This window comes from Filomicrobium sp. (genome assembly GCF_025698805.1).
In the GTDB taxonomy this organism is placed as follows: Bacteria; Pseudomonadota; Alphaproteobacteria; order Rhizobiales; family Hyphomicrobiaceae; genus Filomicrobium; species Filomicrobium insigne.
The window spans coordinates 552156-567733 of the sequence record NZ_JAILWT010000003.1; the positions used below are offsets into that span (position 1 = coordinate 552156).

A 15578-nucleotide genomic window follows, 5' to 3' on the forward strand; every position below is an offset into this window, starting at 1 on the left:
CTAAACGCGGCGCTTTGCCGCCACGCTGTAAAAGGCCCTACAAACCCGGCAGGAAGTGCCTTTTCTATCTAACTTCTTCAAATTCTGGATTTATTCCGCAGCGAGGCGCACATATTCGCCCTTGGCGACTGGGCAGCGCTGCCAAAGCTCTCTCAGCGAAGCTACGAGATGGTCCATGTGCGCGTCTGTGTGGGTCGGACCAGGCGTCAGGCGGATACGCTCGGTGCCCCGCGGTACGGTCGGATAATTGATGGGCTGCACATAGACTCCGTAATGATTGAGAAGCGCATCCGTGACCGCTTTGCAGTGCACAGGATCACCAACCATCACTGGGACGATATGGCTCGGGTTTTCCATAACCGGGAAGCCTTCGTCCGCGAGGCGCCGTTTCAGCGTTGCCGAGCGCTCGTGCATGTGTTCCCGCTCAACCTTACTGGACTTCAAGTGGCGAATGGACGCCAGCGCGCCAGCGGCAATGGCGGGCGCGAGCGAGGTCGTGAAGATGAAGCCTGCCGCATAGGAGCGGATGGCATCGCAAATGACGCGGCTTGCCGCGATATAGCCACCCATCACGCCAAAGCCCTTGGCAAGGGTACCGTTGATGATGTCGACACGGTTCATCACACCGTCACGCTCGGCTATACCGCCGCCACGGGGGCCATAAAGACCAACTGCATGGACCTCATCGAGATAGGTCATGGCGCCGTACTTTTCTGCGAGATCGCAGATCGCGGAAATCGGCGCGATATGACCGTCCATCGAATAGACACTCTCGAATGCAATCAACTTGGGCGTTTCCTTGGGATACTGCGCAAGCTGAGCTTCAAGATCCGTGATGTCGTTGTGCCGCCAGATGTGCTTCATGCCGCCACCGTGGCGGATACCAGCAATCATCGACGCATGGTTTTTCTCATCCGAGAACAGCACGATGCCGGGGATGAGCTGTTGGATGGTTGACAGTGTCGCGTCATTCGCGACGAAGGCCGAGGTAAACAACAGCGCCGCTGGCTTACCGTGCAGGTCGGCCAGTTCAGCTTCCAGTTCGACGTGATAATGCGTCGTGCCGGAAATGTTCCGCGTTCCGCCAGAACCTGCCCCCACCAGATCAATAGCCTCGTGCATCGCATTGGTGACCACGGGGTGCTGGCTCATGCCAAGATAGTCATTGGAGCACCACACCGTGATGTCGGACGCCCCATGTGTATCAACATGATAAGCGTGCGGGTAATTCCCGCGCTGGCGTTTCAGGTCCGCGAAAACGCGGTAGCGCCCCTCCCGATGTAAGGCATCGATAGCGTCCTGAAACTTCTTGCCATAATCCATGTTGCGGTCCCGAATGCCCGTGGATGGCCCAGTTCCAGAAAACCGAGCTGGTTAATCGGTGGAGTCATAGAATGACTATAATCTGCGATAGAGCAAGACAATGCGGCGCATAGTCATAAATGCCGTTGAAATGCCCGATTTTCCTCGGCGTCCAGTGAAGAGCATCGTGCAGCCGAGTTCAACCCTCGTTTTGAGGGTAAATCTGCGCAGATAGCAAAATTAGGATCAGGCACACCCGCGGCAAGGGGAGAACGGACTACCTCAGTAAGAAGCGACGTCTCGCCCCACGCCATCTTTGAGGTAGAGATCGCGGCGAAACTGCACCACGCCATCTTCCGTGGCCCAAGCCGTGATGTAGGCAAAATACAGCCGTACAGGCTTCTTAAGCCGCACATCTTCGCGTTTCACTTTGGCCTTCATCTCGTCCACACGAGAACGGTCCCAACCACCTTGATTCGCCAACAGCCATGTCGCGAGTTGTTCGATATTTTGCACACGCACACATCCGGAACTCGCCGCCCGGAAATTTCGGCCAAACAGGGAATCGGAGGGCGTGTCGTGCATATAAACGGAGTGGCCATTGTGGAAGTTGATCTTCAGGAAGCCCATCGGATTACCCTCGCCGGGCTTTTGCCGATAAGACAGCGCGTGCGGACGGCTTGAGTTCCAATTGATCTTCTCGGGGTCCACCTTGCGGCCTTCGCCATCGTAGGCGTCGATGCCATATTTCACGAGCACGCTCTGGCCAGCGCGCTGCATTTGCCGCCCCTTGGGGATCAAGTCTTGAGAAATGACCGTTGGGGGAAGGCGCCAGATCGGGTTGAAATTCAGTTCGTGGATACTCGAGGTCAACAGAGGTGTCTTTCGATCCGTTTTGCCGACGACGCCGGCATGGCGTGACACAACGCGATCATTCTCGATAGCTTCGATCTGGGCGGCGGGGATGTTGACGACGACGTAGCGTCCTTTTGCAGTGTGACGCGTGTATTCCTTCAGTCGCTTCAAGCCCAACTTAAGCTGGCGCAGCCGCACTTCGGCCGACACATTCAATGCAGCTCGCGTGCGCTTATCTACGATCCCGGTCGGTGCGAGCCCGTTCGATGCTTGGAAGCGCTTCACCGCCTTTTCAAGATAATAGTCAAAGTGCTGCGGCATCCAGGACTCATCCTGGAGATCGCCAGACAGCTTAAGACGATCGCGCAGGTCCTCAACAGCTGGACCATTGGACCCCATTGCCAGCTGATCGGAAGGTAATTCTTTCCAGCCGCCGCCTTTGACGATTAACTCGTAGCGTTTGATTGCAGCGTCTGTCGCTGCGATGTTGCCGGGGGACAGCGTTGGATATCCCGGTGGGGGATTGGCTTCCCAACGTCGGATGAAGTTGCGATCAACCGCGCCTGTATTGGGCTTGTTGAACGACATCCAGTCGTTGGGCCCCACTGCATGTGCGGGCATGACAACCGGCGCAGCAAACAAGGCCAGCACACACACAGCACGCCACAAGCTTGACTTGAAACGTTGATCGAGCACGGTCCCACCCTCGCAATAGCGCCCACGTCTTGTGAACCTTTTGCAGAGCCGCCAATCCGTCGACGTTCGGTGTTAATTGGCTCAATACAAATAATCAGCCCAAGCCGCGCGGGCCGAGCCAAGGCTCACGAAAATCATGATCGTGAGGTTGTGCTATTCGCCGCCAAATGGAAAGCCGTGTCCCAGCGCCTGCGTGCGTCCAGACAATAAGTGGTGCGGCCGGGCCACATAGTCGCCGTGAGGAAGCCTTTGAGAGGGCCGGTCGCTGGACAAAAAAAACGGGACCGCGGTTCGGCGCAGTCCCGTTCATATGAATGCGATCACGTTTTTTGTCCTTGGCTGGGACTTATCCTTCCTCAGCCCTAATTACAGACGGTAGCGGATCTGATCGGTCCAGAAGCGCTCAAGGCGAACCAAAGCCCGGTTCAAGCGGGAGAGATCGTCTTCCGCAACTTCGCCAACAGCTTCGATCGAGCCGAGTTGGCGGCGATAGAGATCATCAACTACTTCACAAGCGCTTAGCCCCTTATCGGTAAGGCTTACGCGGACCGACCGACGGTCGACCTCGGAGCGCTTGTAGTGGATGTAGCCCATGTCCACGAGCTTCTTGAGGTTGTAGGACACATTCGAGCCAAGATAGTAGCCGCGTGTCTTCAACTCGCCCGCGGTCAGTTCGCTATCGCCAATATTGTAGAGCAGCAGCGCCTGAACTGAGTTGAGGTCGGAGCCGCCCTTGCGATCAAACTCGTCTTTGATGACGTCAAGAAGCAGACGATGGAGCCGTTCAATCAGGCGAAGAGCCTGCATGTATTCGGAACGGAACGTTTCATCGTCCTCTACTGCGGCGTGTGGGGTCACGTCGTAAGCTAGATTCATTGGACTGCCTCATACCTGTTTACGCCCCGATTTTGTTCCGGGTTAGGCACAAGGTACCTTGGACAGCTAAATCTTGCCTAAATAGATATAGTAAAAGAATAGTAACGGGGGGTTCCAGAAAAGGATTTATTAACTCATCAGCTCTCGCACGCCCGTTTTTTGGGCTTTTGCCATTACTGAACATTGCGCGCGTGCCACCAAAAATACTTTCTTTTGGCGATGGCGGACGCTCATGAAGCTCTGAATATTAACCTCGTTTCGCAATTCGGGCGACAATCTCAGACACGTGCGGCCTGCATTTCGGAACGGGTCGGCAAATCCAAGCCATCATCTGTAAGTTGTGAAAAATGGTGGGCGACCATCTCTGCCGTCACCCCGGACAAGTCGGCCGGCTGCCAGTTTGGCTTGTTGTCTTTATCTATAAGCACAGCGCGTACCCCCTCGCGGAAGTCCGAGTCTTCCAAGAAGCGGCACGCTAACTTGTAATCGACACCCAATGTCTGTCTCAGGTCCATGGCCCGCGCCTCGCGGATATGGCGCAGCGTAACCTTGAGTGACAATGGCGCCTGCTTTTCGAGATCCGCAACGACCGCTTGCGCCCATTCCGCATGAGGCCCACTGGCCGCCTTCAGGCGCCCAATGATCTCTTCGACCGTATCTGTCGCAAAACATTTGGCGATGAGTTCATTATAGGGCTCCAGTTCTCCGGGCCCCGGATCGCTGTGACGCTCGTCCAGCAGCGTGTCCACCGGCCATGCCTCACTTAAGCCCGCTTTAATCGCGGCAAACTCACTTTCCGGAATGCAGTGAGTTGCAAGGCCCAGCTTAAACGCATCGGACCGGGAAATGGCGCGTCCCGTTAAGCCCAGATAGGTTCCGATTTCATGGGGCAAACGGGCTAGGACGTAAGCAATACCGACGTCCGGAAACAGGCCGATCGCCGTCTCCGGCATGGCAAACTTGTAGCGCTCCCCAGCGACGCGGTGCGTGTTGAAGGCGGTCAAACCGACGCCCGAGCCCATAACAATGCCGCTTATCAGAGAAACGGTTGGCTTAGAGAAGCACTCCAGGAGCCAGATCAGCTCATATTCTCTTTTGAATGCCACGCGTGCTGCAGGCATGTTGCTTCTCGCAGCACTTACGCTTTCGCGTACATCGCCGCCTGCACAGAAGGCCCGCTCTCCAGCCGCTTCAATTGCCGCGGCGTAGATATCCGGATTGCGGGCAAAAGCCGGGAACGCCTCCGCCAGGCGCGCTTTCATGGGGGTATTGAGAACGTTGAGGACCTGAGGGCGATTGAGCGTGATCAAGCCCAGCGCGCCATTCTCACTTACGGTGACGCCTTCGACATCAGGTGCAGTCAAGTCTGATGTGCTCATAATCCCCCGACATTGGCTATCTCAGGCTTTATCCCAAGACTGTGGTTCATCGCGCATTGGTTAGTTGCGTTGACACGTTTCGCAGGTATATGGCGACTTATAAGCATGGCGAATCATCGGGGGCAACTGCACCTCGCGCGTCCATTTGCTAGGGGTTATGTTGCCGGCGTAATGGCGATCTGAAAGTCAGGGGGAAACTTTGCGTTCCGTCGGTTGGATCACATTATGCTTGGTCAGCTTAACCGCTTGGCCAGTCGCCAGCGCTTATTCACAATCCTTCCCGGACGTTGTCAGTCAGACAGCGCGATCCGTCACAAGCTCATTTAAAGCTGTGGAACGGGCGGCTCAAAATTTGGCTGCCGAGGGACCGCAAACTGGCACGCCAACACGCAAGCAAGCCAGCGCTCGTCGGGATCAGGCGATGCGCCTCGCGCCTCCGGATCCGGAACGCAAACCTCGTGCTCTCCTCGCGAAACCTCAGATTACTGCCTCTTGGCCAAAGGTGCTTCCACCTAACGGCGAGGAGACACGTACGAAGGCCGCTGAAGACAAGTGGAGCGCCGTCGAGATCAACCTGGCGCGGGCGCGCTGCGTGCATCTCTTCAAATCTTTGGACGCTGTGACGCTACCAGAAACTCCCATCAAAGAGGGAGCTTGCGGCGATCCCGCCCCCGTACGACTCATCAGCGTCGGTACGAACCCGGCGGTTAAGCTGTCGCCCGCACCGATCGTCAATTGCCAGATGGTTGCCGCCCTCCACGATTGGGTCGAAAAGGATCTTCAGCCTCTCGCCCGCAAACATTTTCGCAGCCCCATCGTTGCGATCAATGTGATGAGCTCCTATTCCTGCCGCAACACGTATGGACGCTCGAAGGGGCGCCTATCGGAACATGGTCGCGCCAATGCCCTGGATATCCGGGGGTTCGTGACGAAAAAGGGTGTCGAGCCAGAACTTCTAGCCCATTGGGGACCGACGAAACGGGAGGTGACGGCCGCTCGTAGAATTGCTGCAGAGAAGGCGGCCGAGAGGAAGGCCCAGCGCCTCGCAGAAGCAAAGCGGCGTATTGAAGCCCGCCGCCAAGCCCAGGTGGCTCGTCTCCAGAAGGCTGAAACCGCCCCAAGTTTGGCCATGTTGGGCTCTACCGGCAGTGCGCTCTACCAAACTATTGTCAACGACGACAAGGATGAGGTGCAAGCCGCAAGCTTTAACGCGAGCAAGCTTGGCGGCCCCAAACCGCCCTCTCAAGCGCCACTACCCGAATTCAAAACCGAGGTCACTCCGACCGCCGCCCCCACCGTGCGCGCGCCCGTTAATACGCGATATGCGCGCTTCCTGCGCGATGCGCACACGAGCGCTTGTGCGATTTTCGGCACCGTGCTTGGCCCAGAGGCTAATCGGGCGCATAGTAACCACTTCCACGTCGATATGGCAGAACGCGATCACGGCAACTATTGCCGGTAAGTCCAGCTTTTTATGCGCGCTCGCCCCCGTGCATTTTGCTGGACTTTACGGTAATCCGTGATGGCGTGCGCTTAAGCCCTCGCGATGTTTATGCTGGATTTACATCCGGCAAATGTTTCGCCAATCGCCCCCCTGCAATCCTGGCCATCTGATCCATGACGAAGTCAAACGAGCGATCCCTCGCAGCTCCGCTGGAAAATGTCAGCCCTGGGAGCTTTCCCCTCGTGCGTCCGCGGCGCGTGCGTCAAGCGGATTGGAGCCGGCGCTTGGTGGCTGAGACCCGCCTCAGCGTCGACGATCTCATTTGGCCAATTTTTGTGGTCGAAGGTGAAAACCAACGCGTGGCCGTTGCTTCGATGCCAGGGGTGGAGCGGCTGTCAGTCGACCTTGCCGTCGCTGCAGCCCAAGAAGCCACAGAACTCGGCATTCCTGCCCTTGCGCTCTTTCCTTACACCGATCCCGCTTTACGCCGTGATGACGCACGCGAAGCGTTCAATCCTGACAATCTCGTTTGTAAAGCGACGCGAGCGATCCGGGAGGCGAACCTCAACATCGGGATCGTTCTCGACGTCGCGCTCGACCCTTATACGAGCCACGGACACGACGGCCTGCTGATCGAAGGCCGGATTGCGAACGACGAGACGCTTGAAGCCCTGGTCAAGCAGGCGATGGTTCAAGCGGAAGCTGGCGCCGATATCCTGGCTCCCTCAGACATGATGGATGGCCGCGTCGGCGCGATCCGTCGGGCGCTCGAAGCTGGCGGTTATCGCGACACGATGATCATGTCCTATGCGGCTAAGTACGCATCGGCCTTCTATGGCCCGTTCAGGGACGCGGTCGGATCTTCGTCGACGCTGAAGGGCGACAAACGAACCTATCAGATGGATGCCGCCAATACCGATGAGGCTCTGCGTGAGGCGGCGCTCGATCTCGCTGAAGGCGCCGACATGATCATGGTCAAGCCTGGCATGCCGTATCTCGATATCCTGCAGCGCATCTCCCAGGATCTGCGCGCTCCGACGTACGCGTACCAAGTGTCGGGAGAGTACGCGATGCTGATGGCTGCGATCCAGAATGGATGGCTCGACGGAGATCGCGTGGTGGTCGAAAGTCTGCTGGCGTTCAAGCGTGCAGGCGCGTCAGGGATCCTGACCTACTTTGCGCCGCGTGTTGCGCGCGAGCTGCGTGACCGGCCGACGGGCTGAGGCTTTTGCGCGGATCAGCGACGGATGCGGCGGCGCGGAAACGGTGCTGGTGAGGCGTCTTCGCTCTCGGCGGCTGTCGCTGCCGAAGGATCGGTTGCAGGTGACGTGGCCACGCTGCCACCGATGGGCTTACGGCATTCGGTCAGCCAGATATCGAAAACGGGATGCTCCACAGCGTTCAGGCCCGGGCTCTCAGCAAACATCCAGCCCGCAAAGAGCCGCTTAACGCTGCCATCCAGTTCCGTTTCGTCGATCTCAACAAATGTTGTGGTTTTGGGTCGCTCAGTGGGTGGGCGCGAATAGCACACGCGCGGCGTAATCTTGAGCGCGCCGAAGTCGATAGTTTCGTTGAGCGGAACTTCAAGGGTTTTGATCCGCGCCGTCACTTTGTCGAGCGCAGCAAAGACGGCGACCTGATTCGATAGCCGCTCGGCCATAGCCGCGCCTGCGCTTGCAGTTACCCCGACAGCGACAACCGCAAGGGTAATTGTAAGATACTCGGAAGCAGGTCGGCTGCGCATCGTCATCCTAAGTGTGGGATCATTCCCCTGAACGGGGCCTGTCCGGCGGCTGTTGCACGCCCGTCGGACCTCGCCGTTATCGACAGTGAATTTGTCTGCAGCAAGATGCCCCGCACCTCTGCGGGGTGCCGCGGGCGGCACTTTTCACTTCATATTGCCAACCGGGTCATTCCGGCTTCCAGGCTTTATAATCACCTGTCGCACGTTCACGCTTTTGCGGACGCAGAATTGAGCCCTTCGGGCGATAGGCTTTTCCGGTCCCAGTCATATTCATCTTGTGAGGTTTTTGCCACGCTCGCGGCTTGTAGTTTTCGTCGGGTAGATCGTCGACGGTGTAGTGCAGCCAACCGTGCCACTCCGCCGGCACCTTAGAGGCATCCGCCAAGTCCTTATAGACTACGAAACGGCGGGGCTTCCCAAGTGGCCCCACGCCACTGCGCTGCAGGTAATAGCGATTACCGAACTCGTCCTCGCCGACTTGGCTCGCAATTTTCCAGATCGTGAAGCGCGTCCCCCAGGTGTTGCCACCCCACCAACTGAAGATTTCGCTAAGGATGCTCATTGCCGCTCACCTCATCCCGACGGCGCGGTTGCGCCGCTAAAAAGTGACCACAGCTTAGAGCAAAGCCGGCCGATGATGTCCATATGCTGACGAGGCTTGCTGGGATGCCACAGTGTCTCGGATCGGAATCGCGTTAGCCTTAGATGCGTAGCTCTTCTCGGGGTTCGATTTGTCCTGAACGCCTAAGATCAACATTGGCGGGCGCTTCAGAAGGTTCTGTGCTCGGTCTGTCCCGTACCGGTCCACGGGTTTTCCACATACCCTCCCCACACACCCCACATATAGTCCCTCAGCAACACTCGAGCCCCTAGAGGTTGTATGGATGTCTTTTGACGAGGGTCGAATCGACCTAGTGTGGTCGACGTGGTGGGACGACGTTGTTGCATTGCTCTGGATTGATCTTTGAGCGTCTCAATCGAACCAACACACCTGTAGCGTTCAAGTTTTCAGTCACAGTCAAAATCGTAGGGAAGAGCTGTGCGACGTGCAGCGCAGCTGGATTTTGGTGTGTGTTTTCACGGGGTTGTTCTGCGCTCCTTTCTTAATGGCCGATTCAAAGCATCGGCCAAATGAGAGGGTGTGTGCTCAGGACCCCGACTGTGGATCTTGATCGAGCCAGGTCGCGTCCCGTCTCAAGTGTTTGCGTTCCCAAAAAATAACGCAGCGTCATCCTCGTCGTACGTAGGCGCCGCATCCTGCGAAATTACTGTCGCAGCGATTTCCTTTGTATCGCGCGCAGTGCCTATGACCTTGGGGGTTTACGAGAATGAAGATCACACGGCGCTTCACCAAAGCCGGCACTTCGCCTTACGCCAACATCCCCTTCCGCAGCGCCACCTCCGAGATCAAGAACCCAGACGGCTCGATCGTTTTCAGCCTCGAAAACTTCGATGTTCCGGAACATTGGAGTCAGGTTGCCGCTGACATTCTTGCGCAGAAGTATTTCCGCAAGGCCGGCGTTCCCGCACGCCTGAAAAGGGTTGAGGAAAACCAGGTCCCGTCCTGGCTGTGGCGCTCGGTGGCTGACGCTGACGCTCTGGCTGAGCTCCCAGAAGATGAACGGATCATCGGCGAAACCGACTCTCGCCAGGTCTTTGACCGGCTCGCCGGTACCTGGACCTACTGGGGCTGGAAGGGCGACTACTTCAGCAGCGAGGAAGATGCGCGCGCATTCTTCGATGAGCATTGCTACATGCTGGCCATGCAGATGGGCGCGCCGAACAGCCCGCAGTGGTTCAACACTGGATTGCACTGGGCCTACGGCATCGATGGCCCCGGCCAGGGTCACTATTATGTCGACCATGTTACGGGCGAGCTGACTGCTTCAGCTTCCGCTTACGAGCACCCGCAGCCGCATGCTTGCTTTATCCAGTCGGTCGAGGACGATCTCGTCAACGAGAACGGCATCATGGACCTGTGGGTGCGTGAAGCGCGCCTCTTCAAATATGGGTCCGGCACCGGCACCAACTTCTCCAGCCTGCGCTCCGCAAATGAAAAACTGTCAGGCGGCGGTCGCTCGTCAGGTCTGATGAGCTTCCTGAAAATCGGCGATCGTGCTGCCGGTGCTATCAAGTCCGGCGGGACGACACGGCGTGCGGCTAAGATGGTCGTTGTCGATGTCGATCACCCGGATATCGAGGAATACATCAACTGGAAGGTCAAGGAAGAGCAGAAGGTCGCCGCTCTGGTGACCGGCTCCAAGATCTGCGAGAAGCGCCTCAAGGCCATCCTCAAGGCGTGCATCAATTGCGAGGCCGACGGTGAGGACTGCTTCGATCCGGCGAAGAATCCTGCTCTGAAACGAGCGATCAAAGAGGCTCGCCGTGAGTTCGTGCCGGACAACTATATCCGTCGCGTTATCCAGTTCGCGCGTCAGGGTTTCAAGGATCTCAACTTTGCGACCTACGATACCGACTGGGATTCGGAGGCTTATCTGACCGTCTCTGGCCAGAACTCCAACAACTCCGTTCGAGTTAGCGACGACTTCCTGCGTGCTGTCGAAGCGGGTTCGGATTGGAACCTCGTGTCGCGTATCGACCGCAAGCCGGTGAAGACTATTAATGCGCGTGATCTGTGGGAACAGATTGGTCATGCCGCTTGGGCATCAGCCGATCCCGGTATCCAGTTCCATACGACGATCAACGACTGGCACACATGCCCGAACAGCGGTGAGATCCGCGCCTCTAATCCGTGCTCGGAATACATGTTCCTGGACGACACGGCGTGCAATCTGGCGTCGCTCAACCTGATGACCTTCCGGGATGCGGATGGCAACTTCGATACAGAAATGTTCGAGCACGCCTGCCGGCTGTGGACGATCGTGCTCGAAATCTCGGTCACGATGGCCCAGTTCCCGTCTCGTCGCATTGCGGAATTGAGCTATCGTTACCGTACTCTGGGCCTGGGCTTTGCCAACATCGGCGGCCTGTTGATGGCTTCGGGTATTTCCTATGACTCCGCACAGGGGCGAGCCATCTGCGGTGCGATCTCCGCTATCATGACCGGAACCTCCTACGCGACCAGCGCCGAGATGGCTGGCGAGATTGGAGCTTTCCCGGGTTACGAAGCCAACGCGTCCGAGATGCTTCGGGTCATCCGGAACCATTGGCGTGCGGCACACGGCGAAGCTGGCGGTTACGAAGAACTCTCGACGCTGCCGGTGCCCCTCGACCACAATGCATGCGAAGACAAGCGTCTCGTCGACGCGGCTATGCGGGCTTGGGACAAAGCCATCGAACTGGGCAACCAGAATGGTTTCCGCAACGCGCAGGCCACGGTGATTGCGCCGACGGGCACAATCGGCCTTGTTATGGATTGCGATACGACGGGTATCGAGCCGGACTTCGCGTTGGTGAAGTTCAAGAAGCTTGCCGGAGGCGGCTACTTTAAGATCATCAACCAAGCCGTGCCGGGAGCACTCCGCAAGCTCGGGTATAGCCAAGCGCAGATCGCAGAGATCGAAGCTTACGCGGTTGGACATGCCTCGTTGGCTCAGGCGCCCAATATCAATCACACCAGCCTCAAGACAAAGGGTTTCGATGATGCGGCCATCAGCCGGATCGAAGCCGGACTGGAAAGCGCATTCGACATCAAGTTCGTCTTCAACAAGTGGACCCTTGGTGAGGAATTCCTGACCGGAAAACTCGGTGTGCCTGCCGAAAGTCTCGTTGACCCGAAGTTTGATTTGCTGAGCCATCTTGGATTTACGGCGAAAGAAATCGAAGCGGCCAACGATCACGTCTGCGGTGTGATGACTCTGGAAGGAGCCCCACACCTCAAGGCTGAGCACTTGCCAATCTTTGACTGCGCCAACCCATGCGGACGTACGGGCAAACGCTACCTTTCGGTCAACAGCCACATCGACATGATGGCCGCAGCCCAGCCGTTCATTTCCGGCGCGATCTCTAAAACGATCAACATGCCGAACGATGCGACGGTCGAGGACTGCAAGCAGGCCTACACGCGTTCTTGGCGGTTAGCTTTGAAGGCGAACGCACTCTATCGCGACGGCTCGAAGCTCTCACAGCCGCTCAATTCTCAGTTGCTCGGTGAAACGGCCGAAGAGCAGGACGAGGCGGTAGAACAGCTCAGCAGCGAGAGGCCGCAAGCTTTGCGCGCAGCCGCTGCAGCCGAGAAGATCGTGGAACGTCTGGTTCCACGCGGTCGGGAACGCTTGCCAGGCCGTCGCAAGGGCTACACTCAGAAGGCGACCGTTGGCGGACACAAAGTCTATCTAACGACGGGCGAATACGAAGATGGCCGTATCGGCGAGATCTTCATCGACATGCATAAGGAAGGCGCGGCTTTCCGCTCGTTGATGAACAACTTCGCAATCGCCATTTCGCTGGGCCTGCAATACGGCGTGCCGCTCGATGAGTACGTTGATGCCTTTACGTTCACACGCTTCGAGCCTGCTGGCTTGGTGCAGGGCAATGAAACAATCAAGAACGCGACCAGTGTTCTCGATTACTTGTTCCGCGAGCTTGCCGTCTCTTACCTTGGCCGCAATGACCTCGCGCATGCTGACCCTGGTGAGATTTCAGCTACGGCACTCGGCGGCAAAGAAGCGGAATCCGAAACGCCATCGGTGCCCGCGGCTCAAATCGTGTCGCATGGGTTCACGCGTGGTGCTCTCGTGGGTCGTATCGGCCCCCGTGACAGCTCAACTGTGCAACTCGCACCGAGCGACGTAACAACGGCTTATTCCGGCTCGGGTGTGAATGATGGCGGTACGCAGTTGTTTGCGCGTCAAACCATCGAAACATCCCGCGTGGTCACCGAAGGTGCTCTGGCGCTTAAGCCGGATCTGGTGTCCGATCGGATCACGGAGGCGCGCATCAAAGGCTACGAAGGCGAAGCTTGCGGCTCTTGCGGCAACTTCACTCTGGTGCGCAACGGTACCTGCCTGAAGTGCAACACATGCGGCGGAACCAGCGGCTGCTCGTAAGACTGGCGCAGTACACAACCAATACACAGGTTTCACCACATGGTGTCCACAGCCCTCGGGAATCCCTTTACACTGGGATTCCCGAGGGGACAGGTTGACCTTATGAGCAGATTGAAACGAAACGAGCAAATCCCGCCATGCGTCTATCTGGTGGCCGACCATTTGGATGCGGCTTTGGCTGCGGGCGAGGATCTCATTGCTGCGGCTCAGTCGTGGCAGCCAGGCGAGTGTTGTGATCCGGCGATAGTCGGAGTACAGCGCTGGACGCTCTCACGCGTGATGACCTATGAAATGGCGCTGGTGACGCGGGTGGTCAAAGCGCGCGAGCATGTAGCAGATCTCGCCGATGCTGCGCCTCACTTCAGACCTCTGGCTCAGCTGTTCGTTTCCGGAACGCGGGACCTTTATGAAGCTTTGAAGGTCATTGGCGACACGGCTGCGCTCGACTTCGATACGGGTGACGGGACGATCGCGTATTTGCGGTCTCGCGGTCTCATTGCAGCAGACGCGCCGGGCCTTGCCGATTACGCACCGCTTACTGTGAATGACGATTTCCTCGTGGCGAGCCGCATTCCTCTCGGGGTCGTGCTCGACCTCATCTCGGAGTTCATCGAAGCTCTTGATGCACAGTTCGAGCTCTATCCCGATGAGCCAGAATTCGCATCGGACTCATCACCGGATGGTAGCTTCTCCGTGTTGCCAGGCGATGAGCCGTCAGTCCGGGCAGATTCGGCCGCTTAATCGCGCAATCGACCCCAATAAAGTTAGCCCTTCATGTCACGTGTTTAGCCCGACAGTTTGTCTGCCGGGCTAAATCTTTTGTCGTCCTCATGCAAAAGCGGCGAGGCGTGCAATTTTGGGGACGGCCACTGCGTAACGTGGCCGCTGTGGTGTCGGCGAACGCCGGTCCTCATCCCATTGGCTCAAGCGGCCCCAGCTCCCGTCTTTCGCTTCGATTTTCAGATACTCGTAAAGCAAATACTGCCAGGAATCGGATCGTGCGGCCCCTACTTCCTTCGTTCTGATCACCATAACAGGCGTGGTGCTTGAACGCGTGTGTGCCGCTATTATCCGTCCCCGGAGCCCTGCTTGGACGCTCGCGGGCCTATCTTTGGAATTGCCGGAAGCAGGCTGTGCAACGGCTTCTACCGCCACCGCAGATGCTCGGCCCGTCTTCGATGCCATGTCCTTCCGCAGCTCCGCCGCCCTTGCAGCCGGCTCAACGGGTTGGACCCAAGCGTCCGTTAGAGCGCTGGCCGGCGGCGACGGTATTGTGACAGCGCGTACCGGCAGTTCCTCGATCCGGTGCAGCGCCTCGCGGATCGGTTTCGCGCGCCGCGCGCGTTCCATACGCGCATCTGCTTCCTCGTTTGTTTCCGCCTGCGTCGCCATAGCCATCGCGCCAGAGGATGGCGCGATCATGCTGGCGGCGATTGCGCTGACAGCCATGGCCGCAACGGCGGCACGCTCAGCATCCTCAACGTTTTCGTGCTTGCCAATGTAACCGGGCACAGGCCGATAGCGCCGATGCTTCCTGTATGTCGCTTCACGCTTGTCCGGGGCTTGAAGAATGCGGGTCTTAAGCGTCGCCACCCCGCGGTTGCGGAACCCGAGCTTTTCGGCGGTTGCAATAGAGACGTCCAGCTTCCGGTTTCCCCAATAGGGGCCAGCGTTGTTTATGCGGATCACCGCAGCATCCTGCGTGACTTCATTCCAAACCAAAAGGACGGTGCCATCCGGATAGATGGGACTCGCAGCGTTGTCCGCGCGATCTGGATGGAATCTCTCACCCGATGATGTCAGCCCACATGGATTGTACCGATCAAAACGGCAGTCATTGTAGTGAGAAGCCGCGAGCGTGACGTCCTCTCCGACAAGAGCCTTTGTTTCATTGAGGCTCTTCACGCGGTGGCACTTTTTATAAAAGCAGTAAGTTGAGCCGGGCGTCTTCGCTTCTACCTCTGTGACAGCAAGCCCAGCAAAGATAGCTGCGAGAGCAATCATCAGTCCCGTCGCGGCAATCAGATACGCGCGGGATGGCGAGCACACGCTATCGTCCGCTAAAAAGCTTGTACGCATTTAAGGTACCCCTCGTATCAACAGTCTTCGTCTTATTGCGATGCAGACACGGGGGTTTCAGTCAGAACCCCCGCCCGCGCCTGAATCGGAGTTAACGGCGGGGGACACGAGCAGGAGTTGTTGGCACAATCGAGTTGTTATAATGAATTATGGTTAACGGTGCATATTGCGCTCGCTACGGAGCCGTCCGTGGG

11 protein-coding genes are annotated in these 15578 nt (G+C 57.7%); 4 read left to right on the forward strand and 7 right to left on the reverse strand.

Features of this window, described 5'->3' with window-relative positions:
* Positions 1-90: 90 nt before the first annotated feature.
* The 4 genes from hemA to K5845_RS10000 form a co-directional block, all read right to left on the reverse strand.
* Complete coding sequence (hemA, locus tag K5845_RS09985) at positions 91-1323, reverse strand: 5-aminolevulinate synthase (RefSeq protein ID WP_046479141.1); 1233 nt, start codon at positions 1321-1323, stop codon at positions 91-93.
* Between the two features lie 261 nt (positions 1324-1584).
* Positions 1585-2853 carry a L,D-transpeptidase family protein gene (locus K5845_RS09990; protein ID WP_244464939.1) on the reverse strand — a complete coding sequence of 423 codons (1269 nt, stop codon included), beginning with the start codon at positions 2851-2853 and terminating at the stop codon, positions 1585-1587.
* Positions 2854-3219: 366 nt separating this feature from the next.
* Positions 3220-3729, reverse strand: coding sequence for a transcriptional regulator LdtR (gene ldtR / locus K5845_RS09995; protein WP_046479142.1), 510 nt, complete (start codon positions 3727-3729; stop codon positions 3220-3222).
* Between the two features lie 278 nt (positions 3730-4007).
* Entirely contained in the window at positions 4008-5108 is a 1101-nt protein-coding gene (locus K5845_RS10000) for an enoyl-CoA hydratase/isomerase family protein (RefSeq protein WP_287958912.1), read from the reverse strand.
* Positions 5109-5529: 421 nt separating this feature from the next.
* Between K5845_RS10000 and K5845_RS10005 the strand changes: the two genes are divergently transcribed.
* Together K5845_RS10005 and hemB are read left to right on the forward strand one after the other, a co-directional pair.
* On the forward strand, positions 5530-6570 hold the full coding sequence (locus K5845_RS10005) for an extensin-like domain-containing protein (protein ID WP_287958913.1): 1041 nt from the start codon (positions 5530-5532) through the stop codon (positions 6568-6570).
* 155 nt (positions 6571-6725) lie between these two features.
* The gene (gene hemB, locus K5845_RS10010; RefSeq protein WP_287958914.1) at positions 6726-7775 is read left to right on the forward strand and encodes a porphobilinogen synthase; all 1050 of its coding nucleotides are present in this window, start codon (positions 6726-6728) and stop codon (positions 7773-7775) included.
* Positions 7776-7789: 14 nt separating this feature from the next.
* Here the strand turns inward: hemB and K5845_RS10015 are convergent, their stop codons facing one another.
* Together K5845_RS10015 and K5845_RS10020 are read right to left on the reverse strand one after the other, a co-directional pair.
* Positions 7790-8296, reverse strand: a complete 507-nt coding sequence (locus tag K5845_RS10015) for a DUF2155 domain-containing protein (RefSeq protein WP_046480652.1) — start codon at positions 8294-8296, stop codon at positions 7790-7792.
* A 166-nt stretch (positions 8297-8462) separates the two neighbouring features.
* Positions 8463-8858 carry an NADH:ubiquinone oxidoreductase subunit NDUFA12 gene (locus K5845_RS10020; protein WP_046479145.1) on the reverse strand — a complete coding sequence of 132 codons (396 nt, stop codon included), beginning with the start codon at positions 8856-8858 and terminating at the stop codon, positions 8463-8465.
* A 766-nt stretch (positions 8859-9624) separates the two neighbouring features.
* On the opposite strand from K5845_RS10020, the gene K5845_RS10025 reads away from it, so the two are divergent.
* Both K5845_RS10025 and K5845_RS10030 read left to right on the forward strand, forming a co-directional pair.
* Positions 9625-13305: a vitamin B12-dependent ribonucleotide reductase gene (locus K5845_RS10025; RefSeq protein WP_287958915.1), complete on the forward strand. Its 3681-nt coding sequence runs from the start codon at positions 9625-9627 to the stop codon at positions 13303-13305.
* Between the two features lie 102 nt (positions 13306-13407).
* Complete coding sequence (locus K5845_RS10030; RefSeq protein ID WP_139165335.1) at positions 13408-14046, forward strand: hypothetical protein; 639 nt, start codon at positions 13408-13410, stop codon at positions 14044-14046.
* Positions 14047-14133: 87 nt separating this feature from the next.
* Here the strand turns inward: K5845_RS10030 and K5845_RS10035 are convergent, their stop codons facing one another.
* A complete protein-coding gene (locus tag K5845_RS10035; protein WP_090228824.1) occupies positions 14134-15384 on the reverse strand; it encodes a septal ring lytic transglycosylase RlpA family protein in 1251 nt (416 codons plus the stop codon).
* Positions 15385-15578: the final 194 nt, after the last annotated feature.